The sequence below is a fragment of the Aeromonas sp. QDB25 genome, from assembly GCF_027707725.1.
Taxonomy (GTDB): domain Bacteria; phylum Pseudomonadota; class Gammaproteobacteria; order Enterobacterales; family Aeromonadaceae; genus Aeromonas; species Aeromonas caviae.
Genome location: NZ_JAPCIZ010000047.1, coordinates 1 through 19,380 on the forward strand (window position 1 = coordinate 1; position 19,380 = coordinate 19,380).

The window sequence follows — 19,380 nt, forward strand, 5'->3', positions numbered from 1 at the left end:
TGGCGATGATCTGTGCATCGCTAAAGCGTGATGTTTTCATGTAGAACCTCCTGCGTTCAAGATACGAGAAAATTCTACTTATGAGCACCTCAGTTTTTCGGGGGGATTACCTCACGGCGAACGGGTGGAGGTGATATGCCCGTCTCTTTTTATCCCTTGTCGGCCTCCCTTTATTCAGGAACGTCGCCCTTTAAATCGCGACCAAAAAAAAGCGGGAATATATCCCGCTTTTTTCATGTCATCGCGACTCGGCGTTAGTCGCAGGCAACCTGCATCACCTTGATGGCCAGGCCACCGCGGGAGGTCTCGCGGTACTTGGAGTCCATGTCCTTGCCGGTGATGTACATGGTCTCGATCACCTTGTCCAGCGACACGCGCGGCTTGGAGGTGCGACGCAGGGCCATGCGGGAGGCGTTGACCGCCTTCATGGCGGCGATGGCGTTGCGCTCGATGCAGGGTACCTGTACCTGGCCGGCCACCGGGTCGCAGGTCAGACCCAGGTTGTGTTCCATGCCGATCTCGGCGGCTTCACAGACGTGCTCGGGGCTGCCGCCCATCAGCTCGGTCAGGCCGGCGGCGGCCATGGAGCAGGAGACGCCCACTTCACCCTGGCAGCCCACTTCGGCGCCGGAGATGGACGCGTTCATCTTGTAGAGCATGCCGACGGCGGCAGCGGCCAGATAGAAGCGGGTGTACTCGTCGCGGCCCACCGGCTGGATGAACTTGTCGTAGTAGGCCAGCACGGCCGGGATGATGCCGGCGGCGCCGTTGGTCGGCGCGGTGACGACGCGGCCACCGGCGGCGTTCTCTTCACTCACCGCCAGGGCGAACATGTTGACCCAGTCCACGATGTTCATGGGATCGTTGGAGAGGTTCTCGTTGGTGGTCAGCTGGCGGTAGAGCGGCGCGGCGCGGCGCGGTACGCGCAGCGGGCCGGAGAGGACGCCCTCGGTGCGGCAGCCGCGCTCGATCCCTTCCCGCATGGTGGTCCAGATCTTGCCGAGCTTCTTGTAGATCTCTTCCGGGGTGTTGAAGCACTTCTCGTTTTCCATCATCAGGGCGGAGATGGAGAGACCGCTCTGGCTGCAGTGGGCGATGAGCTCGGCGGCACTCTTGAAGGGATAGCTGACGGACATGTCGCCGCTGTCACCCTTGCCAAAGTTCTCTTCGTCGACGATGAAGCCACCGCCGATGGAGTAGTAGGTCTTGCTGTAGACGGCGTCATCTTCGATGAAGGCGGTCAGCCTCATGCCGTTTTCGTGCAGGGGCAGGGCCTCGTCATGGAAGATCATGGCGCCCTTGGGGAAGCTGACGGTGTGGCAGTGCAGGCCGATGGGCAGACGACCGGTCTGCTCCACGCGGGAGATGAATTCGGGGATGGCGTCGATGTCGACGTTCTCCGGCAGGTTGCCCGCCAGACCCATGATGATGGCGGTATCCGTGTGGTGGCCTTTGCCGGTCCAGGAGAGGGAACCATAGACATCGACCTGGATCCGGGTGATGTCACGGATCTTGCCGCCAGCACGCAGTTCATCCACGAACTGTTTGGCTGCCTTCATGGGGCCGACAGTGTGAGAAGAGGAGGGGCCAACACCGATTTTGAAGATATCAAAAACGCTGATCATGTAACAATTACCTCAGGGTAGAAGGGGGCGCCATGCCCACTCGCAGAAAAGGGATCCATGGGACGGGTCTGTCGTCACAAAGGCCAGGGAACCGGATAACCACAGTGTAACGGTTCAATGCCTAAAAAAAGTTGAAACAGATCTATATTTGTTGAATTCGTGGCGCGAGTATAAAATTTATTTTGATGGTTATCCATTTTGTTAAGCGCCAGACAAACGTTTTGCAAAAAAATACCCGGCGATGCCGGGTATTCGAGTGCCATATGCGGCTTTATCACAGCGGCTTAACACTCGGTGATGTTGACGGCAAGGCCGCCCCGGGCGGTCTCCTTGTACTTGGTCTTCATGTCGTTGCCGGTTTCCCACATGGTTCTGATCACCTTGTCCAGCGACACCTTGTGCTCACCGGTGCCGCGCAGGGCGAGGCGGGCGGCATTGATCGCCTTGACCGCGCCCATGGCGTTGCGCTCGATGCAGGGCACCTGCACCAGACCACCGACGGGATCGCAGGTCAGCCCGAGATTGTGCTCCATGCCGATCTCGGCGGCGTTCTCGACGATGGCGGGGCTGGCGCCCAGCAGCTCGGCCAGGGCACCAGCGGCCATGGAGCAGGCCACGCCGACCTCGCCCTGACAGCCCACCTCGGCCCCCGAGAGGGAGGCATTCTTCTTGTAGAGGATGCCGATGGCCGCGGCAGTGAGGAAGTACTGCATCAGCAGCTCGTCATCCACCTTGCGCACGAAGCGATCGTAATAGTGCAACACGGCGGGGATGATGCCCGCTGCGCCGTTGGTCGGCGCCGTCACCACCCGGCCCCCGGCGGCGTTCTCCTCGTTGACGGCCAGCGCAAAGAGATCCACCCACTCCATCACCATCAGCGGATCCTTGTTGAAATTGGTCTCGCCACAGAGCTGGCGATAGAGGGCGGGAGCCCGGCGCTTGACCTTGAGACCGCCTGGCAGCACCCCCTCGCTCTTGCAGCCACGCTCCACACACCCCTGCATCGCCTGCCAGATCTTGCGAAGCCCGGCCTTGATCTCCGCTTCCGAGCGAAACACCTTCTCGTTGGCCAGCATCAGTCCCGAGATGGAGAGGCCGCTCTCCTGGCACTGGGCCAGCAGTTCGGCGCCGCTCTCGAAGGGATAGGGGATGGGGTGGGCGGCATCGAAGCGGGCCGCCTCTTCCCGGGCGTTGGCGAAGTGACTCTCCTCGATGATGAAACCGCCCCCGATGGAGTAGTAGGTCTGCTCGAACACAAGGGTGTCACCCTCATAGGCGCGCAGTGTCATGCCGTTGGAGTGGGCGGGTAGGGTCTTGCGCCGGTTGAAGAGGATGGCGCCGATGCGGGGAAATTCGCTGGGTTGCTCGCCGCCCAGGCAGAGGGTCTGGGTCTGCTCTACCTGGGCGAGGAAGGCGGGAATGGCCTCGATGTCCACGGATTCGGGTTCAAATCCGGCCAGTCCCAGGATGATGGCCTTGCCGGTGCCGTGCCCCTTGCCGGTCTGGCCCAGTGAGCCGTAGCACTCGACGACGACGCGTCCGGTACGGGAGAGGAGTGCGTTCGCTTTGAGGGTCTGGATGAAGGCGCAGGCGGCCCGCATCGGTCCCACGGTATGGGAGGAGGAGGGGCCTATCCCGATGGAAAACATGTCGAAGACACTGATCATGACGTACTCCAATTATGGATTTCGTCTAAACATTGTAAATTTTTTGTAGTCGTTGAAAAGGGGGGAGATAGCGGGGTGTGATGGCGGTAGGGAAATGGGCGCGGGAGAGATGCGCCATGGGGGAGCCGCTTGGCATCCCATGGCGCCGTGATAGATCAGTCGAGGAACTCGCACAGATAGGCGGAGGCGATCTTCACTTCCAGCTTGAAGGAGGAGTGACCCGCCACGTCGAAGGATTCCCCCTGCTGGTAGGTGTGCCACTCATCTTCGTCGGCCAGCTGGATGGTGAGGGCGCCCTTGATCACCGTCATGCGCTCCGGGGCGGCGGTATTGAACAGGTACTCGCCCGCTTCCATCACACCAACGGTAGCTTTCTCACCTTTTTGCTCGAAACCGATGGATTTAACATTTCCGTCAAAATACTCGTTAACTTTCAGCATCTTTTCTTCCCTGTATGCACGTTTGCAGAGCCAACGTAGCACACTGTTTTGGATGTTGTCATGGTAAAAGGAGCAAAAACAGCCGTGTCTCTTTTGAGGCTTTACTTTCTCATAAAGTTATCAATGCATTTCGTTAACGGGTTCTGATGTAAAACGGGGTGCAAATATGAGATAAAGCGCACCGCCAGAGCAATGGAGAGGATTTGACGCTCTGGGTGGTCATTTACGCTGTAAAAGTGTGAGTAATTGCTAAATAAAGGAACATTCTGTGTTAACAAAAGGATTAATCAAAAACATCGGCTTCCAGGTAGTGGTGGCCATGGTGCTGGGCGCGCTGGTCGGGGCGCTCATGGGAGAGCAAGCCACAGTGTTTGCGCCGCTTGGCACCCTGTTTATCCAGCTGATCAAGATGCTGGTGATTCCGCTGGTGGCGGTGGCCATCCTGTCCGGGGCCGCCAACCTGGGGGCCAGCCCCGCTGCTGGCAAGATTGGCGTCACCACGCTCGCCTTCTTCCTCGGCACCTCCGCACTGGCGGTGTTCCTGGCGCTGGTGATGGGTCAGGTGTTCAAACCTGGTGTGGGCGTTGACTTTGGCGCCACTGCGGCCATGTTCTCCGGCGACTACGCCGACAAGGGTGCACTGCCCGATGCGGTGGCCACCCTGCTTGGCATGATCCCGACCAACGTGTTCAGCGCCTTGAACGAGGCCAACATCCTGCAGATCCTGGTGTTCTGCATGTTCCTCGGCATCGCCCTGGCCAAGCAGCCCCGTGAGCGCGCCAAGCCGCTGGTAGACGGGCTCAACACCCTGGTGGACGCTTTCGTCTGGATGATCAACAAGGTGATGCTGATCGCCCCCATCGGCGTCTTCGGCCTGATGGCCGACGCCATCGGCACCTACGGCTTCGACGTGCTGACCCTGGTGCTCAAGCTGTTCGTCGTCTATGTCGCCGCCATCCTCATCTTCGGCTTCGTGGTCTATCCGCTGCTGATCGCGTTCTTCTCCAACACGCCGGTACGCAAGTACTTCTCCGCGATGAAGAAACCGCAGATCGTGGCCTTCTCCACCGCCTCTTCCATGGCGACCCTGCCGGTCAACATGGAGACCTGCGAGCGCGATCTGAAGGTGACCAACGCCACCGCTTCCTTCGTGCTGCCGCTGGGTGCCACCATCAACATGAGCGGCAATGCCATCTATTACGGCCTGGTCGCCATCTTCTTCGCCCAGGTCTACAACATCGATCTTTCCATGGGTGCCTGGGCGGCGATCATCGTCACCTCCACCCTGGGTGCCATCGGTCAGGCCGGTGTACCGGGCCCGAGCTTCCTGGTGGTTGCCGTGCTGCTGACGGCCGGGATTCCCATCGAGGGTCTGCCGCTGCTGTTCGCGCTGGATCGTCTGTTCGACATGATCCGCACCGCGCTGAACATCACCGGCGATGCGGCCTGTGCCATCATCGTCGATCGCTACAGCCCGGATTACGATCCGAACCGCTGGAGCAAGGAGGCCTGATATCGGGTCGTCCACCGTGCATGACAAGAGGGAGGCTTCAAGCCTCCCTCTTTCATTTGTGTCTATTTGCTGGCGGTGATCCCCGTTTGCCTCACCCGTCTGCGTGACTCAGGGGGAGAGGTGTGCCAGGGCCTGGCGGCAGCGCTGTTCGGCCGCCTCCAGCTCCAGCAGGACCATCTGGATATCTTCCAGCTGTTGCTGCAGGGTCTCCCGCTTGTCGGCCACCAGCCCCAGCATGGTCTGCAACTGGGAGCGGCTGCTCTTGTCCGCATCGTAGAGATCGAACAGCTCCCGGATCTCTGCGAGGCTGAAGCCCAGACGCTTGCCACGCAGGGTCAGCTTGAGCCGCACCCTGTCCTGACGGCTGTAGATCCTGTGCTGTCCCTGGCGGGTGGGGTTGAGCAGGCCCTGATCCTCGTAGAAGCGGATGCTGCGGGTGGTCACATCGAACTCGCGAGCCAGTTCGCTGATGCTGAAGGTGCGGGTGTCGTCCCTGGATTTGGTCATGGGGCTGTCTTGGCTGCCATCTGGTTGTCAATGCAGGCTGGCACCTTACCCAAACGTCAACTTCCCCGCAAGTCTTGTTCCCGTCGCGGCCGCGACATATGTTATCCCGATGTAACAAGGAGAGTGCTATCGATGGATATCGTGATTGTGGCGGCCAAACGTACCCCCATGGGGGCCTTCCAGGGGGCCCTGAGCGGGCTCGGTGCCCCCGAGCTTGGCGCTTGCGCCATCCGCGCCGCGCTGGCGCAGGCCGGGATGACGGGGGAGCAGGTCAATGAGGTCTATATGGGGAACGTGTTGAGCGCAGGGGTCGGCCAGGCGCCAGCCCGTCAGGCGGCGCTCAAGGGGGGGCTGCCGGACAGCGTGCCCTGCACCACCATCAACAAGGTGTGCGGCTCCGGCATGAAGGCGGTGATGCTGGCGGCGGACAGCCTGCGCCTGGGGGAGGCCGAGGTCGTGGTGGCGGGGGGCATGGAGAGCATGAGCCGCGCACCCTATCTGCTGGACAAGGCGCGCAGCGGTTTTCGCATGGGGCACCAGAGCGTGCTCGATCACATGTTCCTGGACGGCTTGCAGGATGCCTACGAAGGCTATCTGATGGGTCATTACGCCCAGTTGAGTGCCGATCGCAGCGGACTGACCCGGGCCGACATGGATGCCTTTGCCATCGCCTCCCTGGAGCGGGCGCTGACGGCGCAGCGCAGCGGTGCCTTTGCCGCGGAACTGGCTCCCGTCATGACCGCTGACCACACCCTGCTGCTGGCCGAGGATGAGCAACCGGGCAAGGCCAGGCCCGACAAGATCCCCGGCCTCAAGCCGGCCTTCAGCAAGCACGGTACCATCACGGCGGCCAATGCCAGCTCCATCTCGGACGGGGCGGCAGTCCTGGTAGTGATGCGGGGCGAGAGCGCTGCCCGGCTCGGATTGCCGGCGCTGGCCAGGGTAGTGGGTTACCAGAGTCACGCCGCCTTGCCGGCGGAGTTTACCAGTGCCCCCGTCGGCGCCATCGACAAGTTGCTGGCCCGGGTGGGCTGGTCGGTGGAGGAGGTGGACCTGTTCGAGGTGAACGAGGCATTCGCCATGGTGAGCATGCTGGCGATGGCCGGGTGCGGCATTCCCCATCACAAGTTGAACGTGAACGGCGGGGCCTGTGCGCTGGGGCACCCTCTTGGCGCCAGTGGCGCCCGCATCCTGGTGACCCTGATCCATGCCCTGCGTGCCCGCGGGCTCAGGCGAGGGGTGGCGAGCCTGTGCATCGGGGGAGGGGAGGCAACGGCCATCGCCATCGAGGCAGGCTGAATGCGTGGGTGAGATTGCTGCGGGTTGATGACATGACAACGTCCCTTCAAGAGGGACGTTGTCATGTCTGGCGGGAGTGGACCGGTTACTCTTCCATGGCCTGAAGCTGCTGGTTGACCCAGGCGGTGGCGCTCAGATAGAGGTGGCTGACCTTCTCTTCGTTGAGGCCGAGCCGGACGGTGTTGGCGGCGACCCGCTGCCAGTCGGCTTTCTCGAAATCTTCACAGAACGCCAGGTAGAACCCGAGCTTGCCCTTGCGGGTGAGCAGGGCGGCACGAATGTCGTCGGTCAGGGGAATGGAGCCGAGCAGCTGATCCAGCGGTTCTCCCATGAGCACGTCCAGCAGGGAGAAGAGGCCGGTGACAAAGGCTTGCTGTGCCTGCTCTGCGGGCGCATGGGTCTGGGCCAGCAGTTCGCAGAACCGGGCTCGGATGAGGGACATCTGATGGAGCTCGGCGCTCTTTTCACTCCCCGCACTGGTGGCGGCGATCAGGGCGACGAAGCGCTTGAGCTGGGCGTGCCCCAGGGAACTTGCGGCCTGGCGAAACGAGGCGATGGGTTGGGGGAAGCGCTTGAGGTGGTTGATGTAGCGCAACAGCTTGAGGGAGAGGGTGAGATCCTGGTTGAGCAGTTGCCCAATCTTGTCCAGATCCGGTTCGGTCTGATTGACCACCTCGAGCAGCTGCATCACCACCAGCTGGGCCGGCGGTATGGTGGGCTGTTGCACCATCTGGGGGCGGCTGAAGAAAAATCCCTGGAACAGGGTGACGCCGAGCTGCTTCATCCGCTCGAACTCGGCCTGATCCTCGACTTTCTCGGCCAGATAGGTGAGGGGCAGGTGGCGATGATTCGCCATGAAGTGCTCGATGCAGGGTTGCGGCGTGCTGCGCAGGTCGAACTTGATGATATGGATGTAGGGGAGGAACCTGTCCCAGTCTGAGACCATGGTGAAGTCATCCAGCGCTAACCGATAGCCCAGCCCATAGAGCTGGATCACTTTCTCCAGCAGCGCATCGTCGGGCTCGGCATCCTCCAGGATCTCGATCACCACCTTGTCACGGGGGAGGCATTCGGCCAATCCGTCCAGCAACAGGGAGTGGGGGAAATTGATGTAGCAGGGGTGATCCCCGATGAGCTGATCGATGTTCTGCTGCAAGAACTGCTCGGCAACCAGCTTGGAAGTGGCCTGCTGTGCGGAGACGGAGGGAAATACATTGTCCAGGCTGTCGCGAAACAGCAGCTCATAGGCTTGGGTGTTCAACTCCCGATCCAGAATGGGCTGCCTTGCTACATAGGAATACATGCATCTCTCCACCATGGTTACAGGCTTGATTCTATGGTGAAGCGGATCACTATGCCAGTGCCGACCGGTCGGGAAGGTCAACAACTGGCATACTATTTGTCAGGAAACCCGGGGTGTCAGAACAGGTAGTTGAGCTGCAGGCCGGCGAGCCAGGCATCCCCTTCCGAGGTGCCATTGAAGGTGGAGGTGGTCTGCGGGATGCCGGGCCTGAGCTGCATGGTTTCGCTCACGTCCACCTTCTTGCCGTCGATCAGGGTCAGCCCCAGATCCAGCGAGAGGTGGCGGTCAATCTGGTAGCCCACGCCAGCGCTGTACCAGACCCGATCCGAGTCGGGGATGGAGATGGTGCGGCGATCCGCCGGGACCGGGCTGCGGTCGTAGGCGATACCGGAGCGCAATTGCCACTGGGGGGCCAGCTGGTAGGTCATCCCCAGGGCATAGCGCCAACTGTCTTCCCAGTGCTCCTCCTTGATGTGCATGGTGCCGTGGTGGTCGAGCTCGGATTCGAGCTGCACGAATTTGCTCCAGTTGGTCCAGTTGATGCTCGAATGCAGCGCCAGGGCCGGGGTGAGTTGATGGAACAGAGCCAGCTCGGCGGTGGCGGGCAGGGGCAGATCCAGGCTGCCGGTATCGGTGAAGGGCTGGCCCTTCTGATCGATGCCGATGGCGTCACCGGAGAGGGTCAGGGTGATGTCGTGGCGATAGGAGAGACCGATGCGGGTTGCCTGCGACAACTCAAGCAGGGTGCCCAGGTTCCAGCCCATGGCCCAGCCATCCCCTTTCAGGTGCTTGGCTATCTGGTTGTTGGAGGGGAAGGTGCCGCCCACTTCCCCTTCCCCCTGAATGGCGGAGAGACCGGCCCCGACGGACCAGACGCGGTTGATGCGATAGGCCAGGGAGGCCCCCAGATCCATGGTCTTGATGTCGGAGACGTTGCCGAAGTGACCGGCGTTGTAGTTGTCCGGCATCTTGACCCCGAGTCCGTAATAGGAGGTGGCGGCAAGCCCGAGGCGCCATTGCTCGTTGAGGGGCACGATGAGATAGGCGTTGGGTACCCAGGCGTCACCCGCAATGTCGTGGGCTCCGGCATCCAGACTGACCGGCCCCTGGGGGGTAGGCACCCGGGTGGTGCCCTCTATGTTGACGTCGGGGTGCACATGGATGACGCCGCCGGAGAAGGCCAGGGTATCGAACCGGGTCATGGCGGCGGCATTGCGGGAGAGCACGCTGGCATTGTCGGCGATGGCGGCTTCACCCGCGAAGGCTCGCCCCATGCCGGTGGCGGATTGCTCCGCGAGCTGGAAGCCGGCAGCCTGCACCTGGCTCGACAGCAGCAAGAGGGCTATGAGGGAGGGTTTGAACGTCGGATGCATGGTCTTTCCTCGGGATGAACTGGGTGTTCATTCTGTTATTCGGTTGGGGCCGGGATTTTATATGGTATGACCAGCAAGGCAACGGGGAGAGCGGAACGTGCAGCAAAACGGGATTAAATGCTGAAAGAAATACCCATAACAGCTTGATAAAAAAAGAAAAGAGTACAGTTGTTTACTACAGCTGTGCGCTCAATTGGCGAAATTGGATAAAAAAAGAGCGCCCTGGGGCGCTCTCGATGATGACGTGAAAATCAGAATTTCATGTTGAACTGGGCGGAAGCCAGCAGGGCGTTGCCATGGGAGGTGCCCTTCCAGCGCAGCGCATCGCTGTGGTTGCGCAGGCCTTCGTTCACGTCCACTTCCTTGCCGTCCAGATAGGCCATGCCGAAGTCGAGGCTCATGTCCGGGTTGATGTGGTAGGTGGCACCGGCGCTGTACCAGATACGGTCGGAGTCAGGAATGCTCAGGCTGCGGTATTCCGGCTCGATGGGGCTGTTGTCGTAGGCGAAGCCGATACGGGCTTCCCAGGACGGGTTGACGTACCAGGTACCGCCCAGGGCGTAACGGGCAGAGTCCTTGAACTTCTCGTCTTTTTGCAGGCAGACACCGCCGGCGCAGTTGCTGCTGGTGGCCTTGAGCTCCTGGAAGGCGCTCCAGTCGGTCCAGTTCACGGAGTAGTGGACAGCGAATTGCTGGTTCAGGCGGTGGTAGCCTGCGAATTCGGCCTGGGCCGGCAGATCCAGTTTCAGGTTGCCATCGACGACGCGGTTGCCGGAGGTGGCACCCTGGAAGTCGCCGTCAAAGCTCAAGTCCACCTGGGAGCGGTAGGTCAGGGCGAGACGGTTGTTGTCGTTGATCTCGTACAGGGTGCCGACGTTCCAGCCAAAGCCCCAGGTGTCGCCCTTCAGGTGAGCCAGACGGGTATCGGAGTTGGCACCTGGAATGGCAGCGGAGAGCGCACCGGCATAACGGTTCAGCTCGGCGGCGGCGTAGACGGCATTGATGCCGGCACCGACGCTGAAGCTGGAGTTGATGCGATAGGCGATGTTGGGGTTGATGTTGAAGGTCAGCAGCTCGGTGTCACCGGCGCCAGCACCGGCCGCGAAGGTCTTGGAATATTCGGTGGAGAGGCCGTAGTTGGAGAAGAGGCCGATCCCCCAGGCCCACTGATCGTTCAGGGGCTGGATGAAGTAGGTGGCCGGCACGAAGGCATCGGGGGCGATGTCGCTCTCGCTGGACGGAGCCAGCTTGGTGGAGCCGGCATAGATGTCGCCAGCCACGTCCACGTCGGGCTTGATATAGGTGCCGGATACAGACAGTGCCATCTTGTCGAAGGTGGTCATGGCCGCCGGGTTGCGGGACAGCACGGCCGCGTTGTCGGCGATGGCTGCTTCACCTGCGTAGGCGCGCCCCAGACCGGAGGCCGAGTGCTCGTTCAGCTGGAACGCGGCGGCGAAGGTCTGGGTGCTGGCCAGGGTCACGGCCGCAGCGATCAGGCTTTTCTTGAAAAAGGCAGTTGTCATAGTGTTCTCTCTTTGTAAGCAGATTTTCTGTCGACATCGCGGCTCTTTGGCGGCTATTGACGACATGATCTGTTGTTATGTCAGCTTCTTCCCATTCATTGCTGGCGTGATTCTATGGATCTGGTAGGAGGTAAGAAATCAGACCAGTGACAGCAGAATACATAAAAGTTTCCATTGTGTTAATCATTTGTTTTAACTTGCCGTTTTATTAGGCTGATTTATCTATTATTGGATAAATAAAGCACAATGGTGCCATTTGAGTCATTTAAAATTAATGGTAGAAATGTGACTTCGCGCGGGCAATGGGCGGGAACATGCGGGGATGTGGGGATGAACAGGCAGACAATGAGGATGTCTGCCTGTGATGTGGCTGAGGCGGAGGACGAGTCAGCTTGGGTCAAGGTCTGTTAAATGGACCAGTGCAGGCGTGACTCAAGCTGGCGGGCAACCGGGGCGAGGGGCTCCTGCATGTCTCCGATGAGCACCATGTTGGCCCCCTTGAGCGGCAGTATCTCCCCCTTGAGGGTCCCGTCTGCAAAATCGGGCTGGATCGTCAGTGGCAGATGCTTGGGGACGAGGAACAGGGTGACCGGTCCCATCTTGCCCTGGAGCACCATGTGCAGGGCCGGTCCCTGGTAGAAGGCGCAGTGGTTGACATAGGTTACCTTCATGCCCGGCATCTCGCTCAGGGTGGCACCATATTTCTCCATTTTTGCGTTGATGGTGTGCAGGCTGACCCGCTCATCCACCGCATGAATGAAGGGCTCTTCCCCATAAACGTGGGACATGGCGACTTGAGCCAGCGACAGGGTGTCCGGTGCCACAGGCCAGCTGATCCAGCGGGTGCTCATGCCGAGCAGGAAGGCGACCGAGGCCGCGATGGCCAGAGCGCGCCATTGCGTGCGTGCAGGAGTGACGGGTAGCGAGACCACCTGCTCCTCTTCGGCTGCCATCGCCTGCCTGAGCAGGATCCGCTCCGCAAGACCGGCTGGTACGTCCACTTCCAGGGTGCTGCGCACCTGGCGCTCGAGCTGCTGCATCTCGTCCAGATGCTTGCGATTGGCCGGTGACGCCTCGGCGGCTTTCAGGAAGGCGGGATCCCTGTCCGAGGGGTGAGTGATGGCCCGGCGGCGAAATTCAAGCTCATCCATTGGTGTGTCCTCTCTGTTGTTTCGCAGACTCCATGGCCTCTTTTATCTGGTTGCGGGCGCGAAACAGCCTTGTCATGACGGTGTTCTTGTTCAGGCCGAGTTGCTCGGCGATCTCCTCCCCGCTGAATCCCCCCAGTACCTGCAGCAGCAGCGGCTCCTGATACTCGGCAGGCAGGCGGGCGATGTGGCGCCTGAGCCATTCGTGCTCCATCTCCTGCTCGCTTGGCAGGACACCCTGATCCCGCAGGGGGTGCTCGTCGAGGTCGACGAGATCGAACTGCTTTCGCTCAAAGCGGCGTGCATTCTCCCGCCGCAATATGGTGATGAGCCACGCCTTAGCAGCCTTGTCGTCCAGCAGGGTATCTATCGCCTTCCAGGCGCGCAGGAAAGTCTCCTGCACCAGATCCTCGGCGATTTGCGGATCCCGGCACAGCCAGTAGGCGTAGCGGTAGATGTCTCCGTGCAGGGCGTGCACCAGGGCTTCGTACTTGGTTTGTTTGTCTGCCATCTCCCCATAGACCGGAGAAGCGCAGGGATCCTTTCCCGTGTCGGCCCTTTTTCTTCTGAAAAAACCTAACGCCATAAAGGGGTGTCCTGTTTCATGAGGGGCGCATCATGCACGCATCCACGCCAGTATTCGAAGACCATAGGCTATCGCAAAGCTCTCCCAGGTGCACAACTCCCTGGCGAGCGCCTGCCTGGGCAGGTGTTCGCCAGGGACTCGCTTGGGGGAAAAACAGGCCCGATCCAGGCCGTCCAGCAGCGCCCCCATGGCGGGGTCGCGGTGACAGGGCAGCCTGGCCAGATGCAGACAGGGGGTGTCCCAGCGCAGGACGGCCCAGGTCAGCAGGGTTTCCCTGGCCTCGTCAGGAGAGCCCGTGGCGAGGGCCCGTTGCAGGCGATAGAAGGCGTGCCAGCGCGGCCAGCGGCGCATGAATGCCCGCAGCAGGATGGCCAGGAGCACCCAATAGAGATACTGGACCCCTGGTGCGGGGGAGGCGGGAGTGGCGCTCTCCCTTGCCGTGAACACCAGAGGATGTGCGGGCAGGCGCGCCTCCTCGATGCGACCGCTCTGGGTGTTGAACCAGCGCAGGGTCTGGGGGGGCAGCACATAGCGCCCCGCCTCGTCGGCGGTCAGGGCCTGGCGCCACTGGCGCTCGAAGCGTAGCGCCCCCTCGGCCACGAATCGCTCCTGTTGCTGCTCGCCGTCCGGCTTCATGGAGAGGCCGGCGGGCAGGGGCGGGGCCGGCAAGGGGGGCAGGCGGTTGCCATCCCCCCCTTCCATCACCAGGGTGAGGGTGCGGATCACCGGCTCACCCACCCTGGCCTGGGCCGGGCTGAACTGCTGGCGCAACACCAGGCTGCTCGCCACCGGCTCCAGGGGGGCCTTGTCCACCTTGATGAAGAGGGTCGCCGCCCTGGCGGACAGCAGATCCCCCGCGTTGCCCGGCGCGGTCGCACCGGCCTGGTCCTGGGGCGGCAACCGCCCCTGAAAGCGGGGGGATTCGACGGGATGGAGCCCGGGTCCTTTGGCCTGCAGCAGCCATTTTCGCGTGAGACGCCCGGGCAGGCCGGGGCTGGTGGGAGAGTCCCAGCGGTCCTCGCCAAGGCGGCGAATGGTAAAGGCCGGGGTGATGGGCTCGCCGAGGTTGGGGGCCTCCAGGTTGGCAGGCAGCCAGAGGGTCAGCTCATAGATGAAGGGCTGGCCGGGGTAGAGATTCCCCTCATGGAGCACCCGGGCCTGCAGCTCGACCGGAGAGAATACCGGGTCTTGTGTCGGCATCAGGGTGCCGTCCAGGGAACGTGTCGGCACCGCCAGGGAGGGGGTGAGATCGGCGCCAAGGGGCAGGGAGGGCACCTGGCGCGGGCTGGTATCGAGCAGGTGCAGGGGGATCTGCCAGCGGGTCAGGCTGCGGCTCTGGGCACTGACCCGCTGTATGCTGACCCGCCCGACCGCAAACTGGCGCAGCAGCGGTTGCAGGTTGAGATCCTCATCGCGGTGCAGCCCGTCGGCTTCGATGACGAGCAGCCAGTCGCGCTCGCTCGCCCCCGGCAACAGCTCGGCCTCGACAGGGGCGGCCTGCACCCGCATGGCGCACAGGGCGAGCAGCAGCCAGCAGCCGATCCGGGGGGAGAGCAAGCGCTGCACGAGGATCACCAGGGCTCCTCCACCTTGATCAGGGGGCGGCGCAGGGCCTCCTTGCGAAGGCGCTGCTCCAGCAGCAGCACGGGGGGCGCCGGGGGGCGGGGAGCCTCTGAGGCGCGGACGGGGTCGGGAGTGTCGGCCTGCTCCGGGGCATTTGCCGAGGGAGTTGTCTGCGGCGGGTTGGCCCGCAGCAGGGCCAGGTTGTGCAAGGCATCCCTGTGCCCAGGTTCAAGGCGAAGGGCGCTCAGATAGGCCTGCTCCGCGGCGGCAAGGTCCCCGAGCCAGACCAGGGCATTGCCCCTGTTGTAGTGGGCGGTGGCGCTGTTTGCCCTGCCATAGGCGGCGACGGCCCTGGCGTAATCCCCGGCTCTATACCAGGCGTTGCCTTGCCAGACCGGATCCTGGAAGGCGTTGGCCGCTTCCCGATAGTGTCCCTGGCGATAAGCCTGCCAGCCTGCTTCATCTTGTCGGGAGGCCGCCTGCAGGGAAGGGGGCGCGACGCCAATGACGAGGATCACCAGCAGCCAGTGGGCGCCGATCCGTGCCAGCAGCGCCAGGGGGAGCAAGGGGATGAGCAGCCAGGGGCCGAGATCCCGGGATTGCCCCTGCGTCAGGGTCTGGCCCATGGGCAAGGGGGCAAAGCGGGGCAGGCCGGAATCAAGCCAGGCCAGCCTGCCTCCGGTACTGGCGGCAAGGGCGGTCATGGCCTCCTCGTCGGGCAACCGGGTCTCCTTGCCCCCGCTGGCCAGCAAGATGTCGAGCCGCGGGGCCGAGCCTGCCTTGCAGAACAGGTCGTTGAGGCAGGGCCAGAGGGCGGCGATGCGATCGCGCGCTGTCCCGGAGAGGCCGTCGGTCACGAGCAGTAGACGGGCGGACTGGCCCGGCGGGATCAGGGTGAGGGCCAGGGCCACGGCGCGCTCGGGGGCGCTGCCCTGGACAGGCATGATGGCCGGGCGCAGGTCCGGCAGCAGCAGGGCGATGGCCTGATGATCCCGGGTGGGAGGCATGGCGAGGTAGGCATCCCCGGCAAATAGAATGAGGGCGATGGGATGGGCCGCGTCCTGCCGCGCTATGTCGGCCAGCATCTCCTGCAATCCCAGCCTCACCCGGGTTGCCCGGTCCGGCGCCAGATCCTGCGCCAGCATGGAGTCGGAGAGATCCAGCAGCCAGATATCGAGGGCCGGGCTCGGCATGGGGAGACTCTGTTGGCGCAGGGCGGGGCCCGAGAGCGCCAGGATCACCGGCAGACAGGCAAGCCAGCGCCAGGGGATGGCCCGATGGCGGCTCGGCAGCAGATAGGCCTGCATGGCCGGGGAGAGCAAGCCGGGATCGCGGCGGCGGCGCCACCCCTGCCACAGCCAGGGGATCAGGGCCAGCAACCAGAGGGGGCGCAGCAAGGTCAGCTCCATGGTGCCACCGTCATGACCAGCCTACTCATGGGATGGCCTGTGTGACAGGGGGATGCGCCAGCGGGCTGGCCAGCAGAGCAGCAGCCAGGCCAGGGCCAGTGGCCAGGGGTAGAGCTCCTGGTGGGGCCGGGAGAGGGTCTGGGGCCGGGCGAGGGGCTCCAGGGTGTCGATGGCCTGGTTGATGGCGGCGAGATCGCCCCGGTTGCGGGCGCGAAAATAGCGGCCTCCTCCCAGTGTCGCCAGCTGCTGCAACAGGGCTTCATCCAGTTCGGCACTGGGATCGGCATCCCCTGCGGGCGCGGCGAAGGTGTCGGGGTCGGCGCCCACCCCCAGGGTATAGAGACGGATGCCTGCTTTGGCGGCGAGCCGGGCCTCGGTCAGGGGATCCGCATTGCCCGAGGTATTGCGCCCGTCCGTCACCAGCAGCAGGGCGGTGGGGCGGGTGGGGTCGGCGTGCTGGCGTGCCAGCAGGATGGCTTCCCCCAGGGCCGTGGTGCGCCCCACCAGATCGAAATCGAGCTCCCTGGCCAGGGTGAGCAGGGCCCCGGTCTCCTGGGTGAGGGGGGAGAGCAGATAGGCGTGATCGGCAAAGACGACGAGGGCGATGCGATCCCCCGGGCGGGAGGCGACAAGGTTGCTTATCTGCTGGCGCACCGCGGCAAGCCTGTCCGTTTGCTCTCCGTCATCCAGCATGTCCTGGGTGCGCATGCTGTCGGAGAGATCCACCGCCAGGATGAGGTCCCGGCTGCTCTGGTAGTGAATGATCGGGGGCTCCTGCCACTGGGGGCGGCACAGGGCCAGTACCAGGGCGCACCAGCAGAGCATCATACGCCACAAGGGCTGCCCCGTCTGGGGCTGGAGCAGGGGAAAACCTCCATGAACGAGCCGGTTTCCTCCCTTGCGCCCCTTCATGGGAGGCAGGCCGAAGCGCACCAGCAGCGGCAAGGCGAGGGCGAGGGAAAACCAGGGCCAGGCGAGGATCATCGCGTACCCTCCGGGGGAGGTGCCCCTCGCTTGCTTGCCGGGAATCGCGGCGCGCTGACGCAGCGTCGCCCCCAGGCGAGATAGGCGAGGCGCAATCTTTTGCGCTGCGCCTCATCGGGCACGCTGCCCCCATAGAGCCAGAGTGGCCACTGGGCGGCAAACTGGGAAAAATCGCTCCCCCCCTTGCTGTCCAGCCAGGCGAGCCAGGCCTCCCCTTGCAGGGGGGCCGCCTCGGGCCAGCGGGCCATGGCCGCTTCTCGCAGGGCATCCTGCAGCCTGGGGACGAGATCGTCGGCCTGCCAGTCTATCCGGTGCGCCCAGCGGCGCTGGCGCCACAGGGTGAGGGCCGTCATGGCGATCAGGCAAGCGGCGGTCGCTGCGATCAGCAGCCCACCGAGGGCCATCAGGCGAGGATCCTGTGCAGGCTCGAGAGCGGGGCCTTGGTGGATGTCGCGCAGCTCGGCACGGATGGCTTGCAAGGCCTCACTGGACGAGGGCTGGCGATATGCATCCGGTGCGGGCACGCCCTGCTCCCCCTTCAAAACAGACGGCATCCGCCCTCCTGCCACTGGCGTTGCAGGGTGGCGCCGTTGTCGAGGCGATAGAGGCGCGTCACCAGGGGCAGTAACTGCTGGCGACAGGCCTCGGCCTGTTCGTCGGCCGCCCTCTGGTAGCGGGCGCGAAAGTGGGGGTCTTCTCCCGCGAGCCAACCGCTGTGTCTGCCTGCCTGCACTGCCAGTTGCCCCTGCTCGGGCAGCGCGGCTTCCAGGGGATCGCGGATCTGCCAGTAGTGGATGTCGTGGCGCAGGCGAAGACGTTGCAACTGCTGGCAGAGTGCCTGGTCCGGTGCCTGGTGATGGCTTATCAGGGTCAATCTGGCCCCGTGGGGCAGGGTGAGTCGTGCCAGGGTCTGGGCCAGCGTCCAGGGCGGGGGGGCGCGATCCAGCCCTGCCTCGTAATGGCGGCAGAGCGCTTCCAGCAGAGGCATGAGAGAGCCGCGCTGGTGCTCTGTGTGGGGGACTGCGCCCTGGCAGATCAAGGTATTGGCCTGTTTCTCCCCCTGCCAGAACAGGGCTGCGGCCAGCTCGCAGCCAAGGCGGGCCTTGAGCTGGGCGCGGGAGCCAAAGTACATGGCGGGTGAGAGATCCAGCAGCAACCAGTGGGCTTGATCCTGCTCTTCCCCGTAGAGGCGGGTGTGGGGGCGGCCGAGGCGGGCGGTGACCCGCCAGTCGATGTGACGTACCTCGTCACCGGCCTGATAGAGGCGAAGCTCCCTGAAATGGAGCCCGGGCTGGCGCCCGATACGCCCCTGGGCCGCCTGATGAATGCGAGCACGCTCGCCCTGGCGCGTCCAGAGGCGCACCGCCAGCAGCCGCTCGAGGGTGAGGGCGATGTCGGGGTGATCCCGGGGCTCGGCGACGGGGGTCATGGCGATAGGGCTGCCTGCGGGGGTCGGCTCAGGGGCATGGAATGGCATCCAGCAGCAGGGCGATGAGCGCCTCGCTATCGAGGTTGTCCGCCAGCGCCTGATAACTCGGGATGAGGCGGTGGCGCAGCACGGTAGGCGCCAGCTGCTGGATGTCTTCGGGCAACACGAAGTCGCGCCCGGCGAGCCAGGCCCGGGCCCGTGCGGCTCTTGCGAGGCCGATGCTGGCTCTGGGACTGGCCCCCACCGCGACCAGGGGGTCTAACTCGGGGCACAGGCCGCTGCCGGGGCGGGTGGCGCACACCAGTTGCACCAGATAGTGTTCGAGGCGCCCCTGCATCTGTACCCCTTGAACGGTGGTACGGGCTTCCAGCAGGTCGGACTGGCTGAGGGTGACCGGCGGCGTCGGCAGGGCGTCGCCGCGGGCGTTGAGTTGAAGGATGGCCAGCTCCATGGCGGGGCTGGGGTAATCCACCAGCAGCTTGAGCAAGAAGCGATCGAGCTGGGCCTCCGGCAGGGGATAGGTCCCTTCCTGTTCGATGGGGTTCTGGGTGGCGGCGACCATGAAGAGGGAGGGCAGGCGCCAGCTCTTCTTGCCCACGGTGATCTGGTGCTCGGCCATGGCCTCCAGCAGGGCGGACTGCACCTTGGCCGGCGCCCGGTTGATCTCGTCCGCCAGCACCAGGTGATTGAACAGGGGGCCGGGTTGAAACACGAAACTCGCATCCTGGGGATGGAAGACCTCGCTGCCGGTGAGATCGGCAGGGAGCAGATCCGGGGTGAACTGGATACGGGCAAAGCGCCCCTCCACGGCGCCGGCCAGCGCCTTGACCGCCCGGGTCTTGGCAAGACCGGGGGCCCCCTCGATCAGCACATGTCCTTCACATAACAGGGCGATCAGCAGCCCCTCGATGAGGGGGCCCTGTCCCAGGATCTGGCTGCCCAGATAGTCTCCAAGTGCTCTGAACTCGGCCGCTGCCATGCGATAAACCCGTTGTTTTTATGGAAGTTGAT

17 protein-coding genes are annotated in these 19,380 nt (G+C 63.5%); 2 read left to right on the forward strand and 15 right to left on the reverse strand.

Translation table 11 applies throughout. From position 1 onward, the window contains the following. Positions 1-254 precede the first annotated feature (254 nt). From PG883_RS15530 to ppnP, 3 genes are all read right to left on the reverse strand, one after another. Positions 255-1,625: an L-serine ammonia-lyase gene (locus PG883_RS15530; protein ID WP_039039104.1), complete on the reverse strand. Its 1,371-nt coding sequence runs from the start codon at positions 1,623-1,625 to the stop codon at positions 255-257. A 284-nt stretch (positions 1,626-1,909) separates the two neighbouring features. Next, positions 1,910-3,292, reverse strand: a complete 1,383-nt coding sequence (locus PG883_RS15535) for an L-serine ammonia-lyase (protein WP_010674652.1) — start codon at positions 3,290-3,292, stop codon at positions 1,910-1,912. A 155-nt stretch (positions 3,293-3,447) separates the two neighbouring features. Next, positions 3,448-3,732: a pyrimidine/purine nucleoside phosphorylase gene (ppnP, locus tag PG883_RS15540; protein ID WP_010674653.1), complete on the reverse strand. Its 285-nt coding sequence runs from the start codon at positions 3,730-3,732 to the stop codon at positions 3,448-3,450. Between the two features lie 268 nt (positions 3,733-4,000). Here ppnP and PG883_RS15545 point away from each other — a divergent pair, with 268 nt between their 5' ends. Further along, positions 4,001-5,245: a dicarboxylate/amino acid:cation symporter gene (locus PG883_RS15545; protein WP_270807378.1), complete on the forward strand. Its 1,245-nt coding sequence runs from the start codon at positions 4,001-4,003 to the stop codon at positions 5,243-5,245. 108 nt (positions 5,246-5,353) lie between these two features. On the opposite strand, the gene PG883_RS15550 is transcribed toward PG883_RS15545, so the two are convergent. Next, positions 5,354-5,752, reverse strand: a complete 399-nt coding sequence (locus PG883_RS15550) for a MerR family transcriptional regulator (protein ID WP_010674655.1) — start codon at positions 5,750-5,752, stop codon at positions 5,354-5,356. A gap of 132 nt (positions 5,753-5,884) precedes the next feature. Between PG883_RS15550 and PG883_RS15555 the strand changes: the two genes are divergently transcribed. Continuing rightward, positions 5,885-7,051: a thiolase family protein gene (locus tag PG883_RS15555; RefSeq protein WP_182721841.1), complete on the forward strand. Its 1,167-nt coding sequence runs from the start codon at positions 5,885-5,887 to the stop codon at positions 7,049-7,051. An 85-nt stretch (positions 7,052-7,136) separates the two neighbouring features. Here PG883_RS15555 and PG883_RS15560 read toward each other — a convergent pair whose 3' ends face one another. The 11 genes from PG883_RS15560 to PG883_RS15610 form a co-directional block, all read right to left on the reverse strand. Continuing rightward, positions 7,137-8,354 carry an EAL and HDOD domain-containing protein gene (locus tag PG883_RS15560; RefSeq protein WP_270807379.1) on the reverse strand — a complete coding sequence of 406 codons (1,218 nt, stop codon included), beginning with the start codon at positions 8,352-8,354 and terminating at the stop codon, positions 7,137-7,139. A gap of 116 nt (positions 8,355-8,470) precedes the next feature. Then, the gene (locus tag PG883_RS15565) at positions 8,471-9,727 is read right to left on the reverse strand and encodes an outer membrane protein transport protein (RefSeq protein WP_182721842.1); all 1,257 of its coding nucleotides are present in this window, start codon (positions 9,725-9,727) and stop codon (positions 8,471-8,473) included. A 251-nt stretch (positions 9,728-9,978) separates the two neighbouring features. After that, complete coding sequence (locus tag PG883_RS15570) at positions 9,979-11,250, reverse strand: outer membrane protein transport protein (RefSeq protein WP_045524818.1); 1,272 nt, start codon at positions 11,248-11,250, stop codon at positions 9,979-9,981. A 407-nt stretch (positions 11,251-11,657) separates the two neighbouring features. After that, positions 11,658-12,401 carry a DUF3379 domain-containing protein gene (locus PG883_RS15575; protein WP_143237499.1) on the reverse strand — a complete coding sequence of 248 codons (744 nt, stop codon included), beginning with the start codon at positions 12,399-12,401 and terminating at the stop codon, positions 11,658-11,660. Then, positions 12,394-12,984, reverse strand: coding sequence for a sigma-70 family RNA polymerase sigma factor (locus tag PG883_RS15580; RefSeq protein WP_080769901.1), 591 nt, complete (start codon positions 12,982-12,984; stop codon positions 12,394-12,396). Before PG883_RS15580 ends, PG883_RS15575 begins: the two co-directional genes overlap by 8 nt. A 30-nt stretch (positions 12,985-13,014) precedes the next feature. Beyond that, positions 13,015-14,550, reverse strand: coding sequence for a hypothetical protein (locus PG883_RS15585; RefSeq protein ID WP_373870925.1), 1,536 nt, complete (start codon positions 14,548-14,550; stop codon positions 13,015-13,017). A 5-nt stretch (positions 14,551-14,555) separates the two neighbouring features. Next, the gene (locus PG883_RS15590) at positions 14,556-15,956 is read right to left on the reverse strand and encodes a vWA domain-containing protein (protein WP_143237500.1); all 1,401 of its coding nucleotides are present in this window, start codon (positions 15,954-15,956) and stop codon (positions 14,556-14,558) included. A 21-nt stretch (positions 15,957-15,977) separates the two neighbouring features. After that, the gene (locus PG883_RS15595) at positions 15,978-16,940 is read right to left on the reverse strand and encodes a VWA domain-containing protein (protein ID WP_069784735.1); all 963 of its coding nucleotides are present in this window, start codon (positions 16,938-16,940) and stop codon (positions 15,978-15,980) included. Beyond that, positions 16,937-17,494 carry a DUF4381 domain-containing protein gene (locus PG883_RS15600; RefSeq protein WP_223925064.1) on the reverse strand — a complete coding sequence of 186 codons (558 nt, stop codon included), beginning with the start codon at positions 17,492-17,494 and terminating at the stop codon, positions 16,937-16,939. Before PG883_RS15600 ends, PG883_RS15595 begins: the two co-directional genes overlap by 4 nt. Beyond that, positions 17,479-18,369, reverse strand: a complete 891-nt coding sequence (locus PG883_RS15605) for a DUF58 domain-containing protein (protein WP_104455902.1) — start codon at positions 18,367-18,369, stop codon at positions 17,479-17,481. The genes PG883_RS15600 and PG883_RS15605 overlap by 16 nt, the downstream gene beginning before the upstream one ends. Positions 18,370-18,397: 28 nt before the next feature. Next, positions 18,398-19,348: an AAA family ATPase gene (locus PG883_RS15610; RefSeq protein ID WP_104455903.1), complete on the reverse strand. Its 951-nt coding sequence runs from the start codon at positions 19,346-19,348 to the stop codon at positions 18,398-18,400. Positions 19,349-19,380 lie beyond the last annotated feature (32 nt).

Excerpts from the sequence above, each read along its gene's own strand:
- PG883_RS15535 (WP_010674652.1), bottom strand. The coding sequence starts at position 3,292 with ATGATCAGTGTCTTCGACATGTTTTCCATCGGGATAGGCCCCTCCTCC.
- PG883_RS15600 (WP_223925064.1), bottom strand. The coding sequence starts at position 17,494 with ATGCCGTCTGTTTTGAAGGGGGAGCAGGGCGTGCCCGCACCGGATGCA.
- PG883_RS15530 (WP_039039104.1), bottom strand. The coding sequence starts at position 1,625 with ATGATCAGCGTTTTTGATATCTTCAAAATCGGTGTTGGCCCCTCCTCT.
- PG883_RS15575 (WP_143237499.1), bottom strand. The coding sequence starts at position 12,401 with ATGGATGAGCTTGAATTTCGCCGCCGGGCCATCACTCACCCCTCGGAC.
- PG883_RS15560 (WP_270807379.1), bottom strand. The coding sequence starts at position 8,354 with ATGTATTCCTATGTAGCAAGGCAGCCCATTCTGGATCGGGAGTTGAAC.
- PG883_RS15595 (WP_069784735.1), bottom strand. The coding sequence starts at position 16,940 with ATGATCCTCGCCTGGCCCTGGTTTTCCCTCGCCCTCGCCTTGCCGCTG.
- PG883_RS15565 (WP_182721842.1), bottom strand. The coding sequence starts at position 9,727 with ATGCATCCGACGTTCAAACCCTCCCTCATAGCCCTCTTGCTGCTGTCG.
- PG883_RS15550 (WP_010674655.1), bottom strand. The coding sequence starts at position 5,752 with ATGACCAAATCCAGGGACGACACCCGCACCTTCAGCATCAGCGAACTG.
- PG883_RS15605 (WP_104455902.1), bottom strand. The coding sequence starts at position 18,369 with ATGACCCCCGTCGCCGAGCCCCGGGATCACCCCGACATCGCCCTCACC.
- PG883_RS15580 (WP_080769901.1), bottom strand. The coding sequence starts at position 12,984 with ATGGCGTTAGGTTTTTTCAGAAGAAAAAGGGCCGACACGGGAAAGGAT.
- PG883_RS15590 (WP_143237500.1), bottom strand. The coding sequence starts at position 15,956 with ATGGAGCTGACCTTGCTGCGCCCCCTCTGGTTGCTGGCCCTGATCCCC.
- ppnP (WP_010674653.1), bottom strand. The coding sequence starts at position 3,732 with ATGCTGAAAGTTAACGAGTATTTTGACGGAAATGTTAAATCCATCGGT.
- PG883_RS15610 (WP_104455903.1), bottom strand. The coding sequence starts at position 19,348 with ATGGCAGCGGCCGAGTTCAGAGCACTTGGAGACTATCTGGGCAGCCAG.
- PG883_RS15570 (WP_045524818.1), bottom strand. The coding sequence starts at position 11,250 with ATGACAACTGCCTTTTTCAAGAAAAGCCTGATCGCTGCGGCCGTGACC.
- PG883_RS15555 (WP_182721841.1), top strand. The coding sequence starts at position 5,885 with ATGGATATCGTGATTGTGGCGGCCAAACGTACCCCCATGGGGGCCTTC.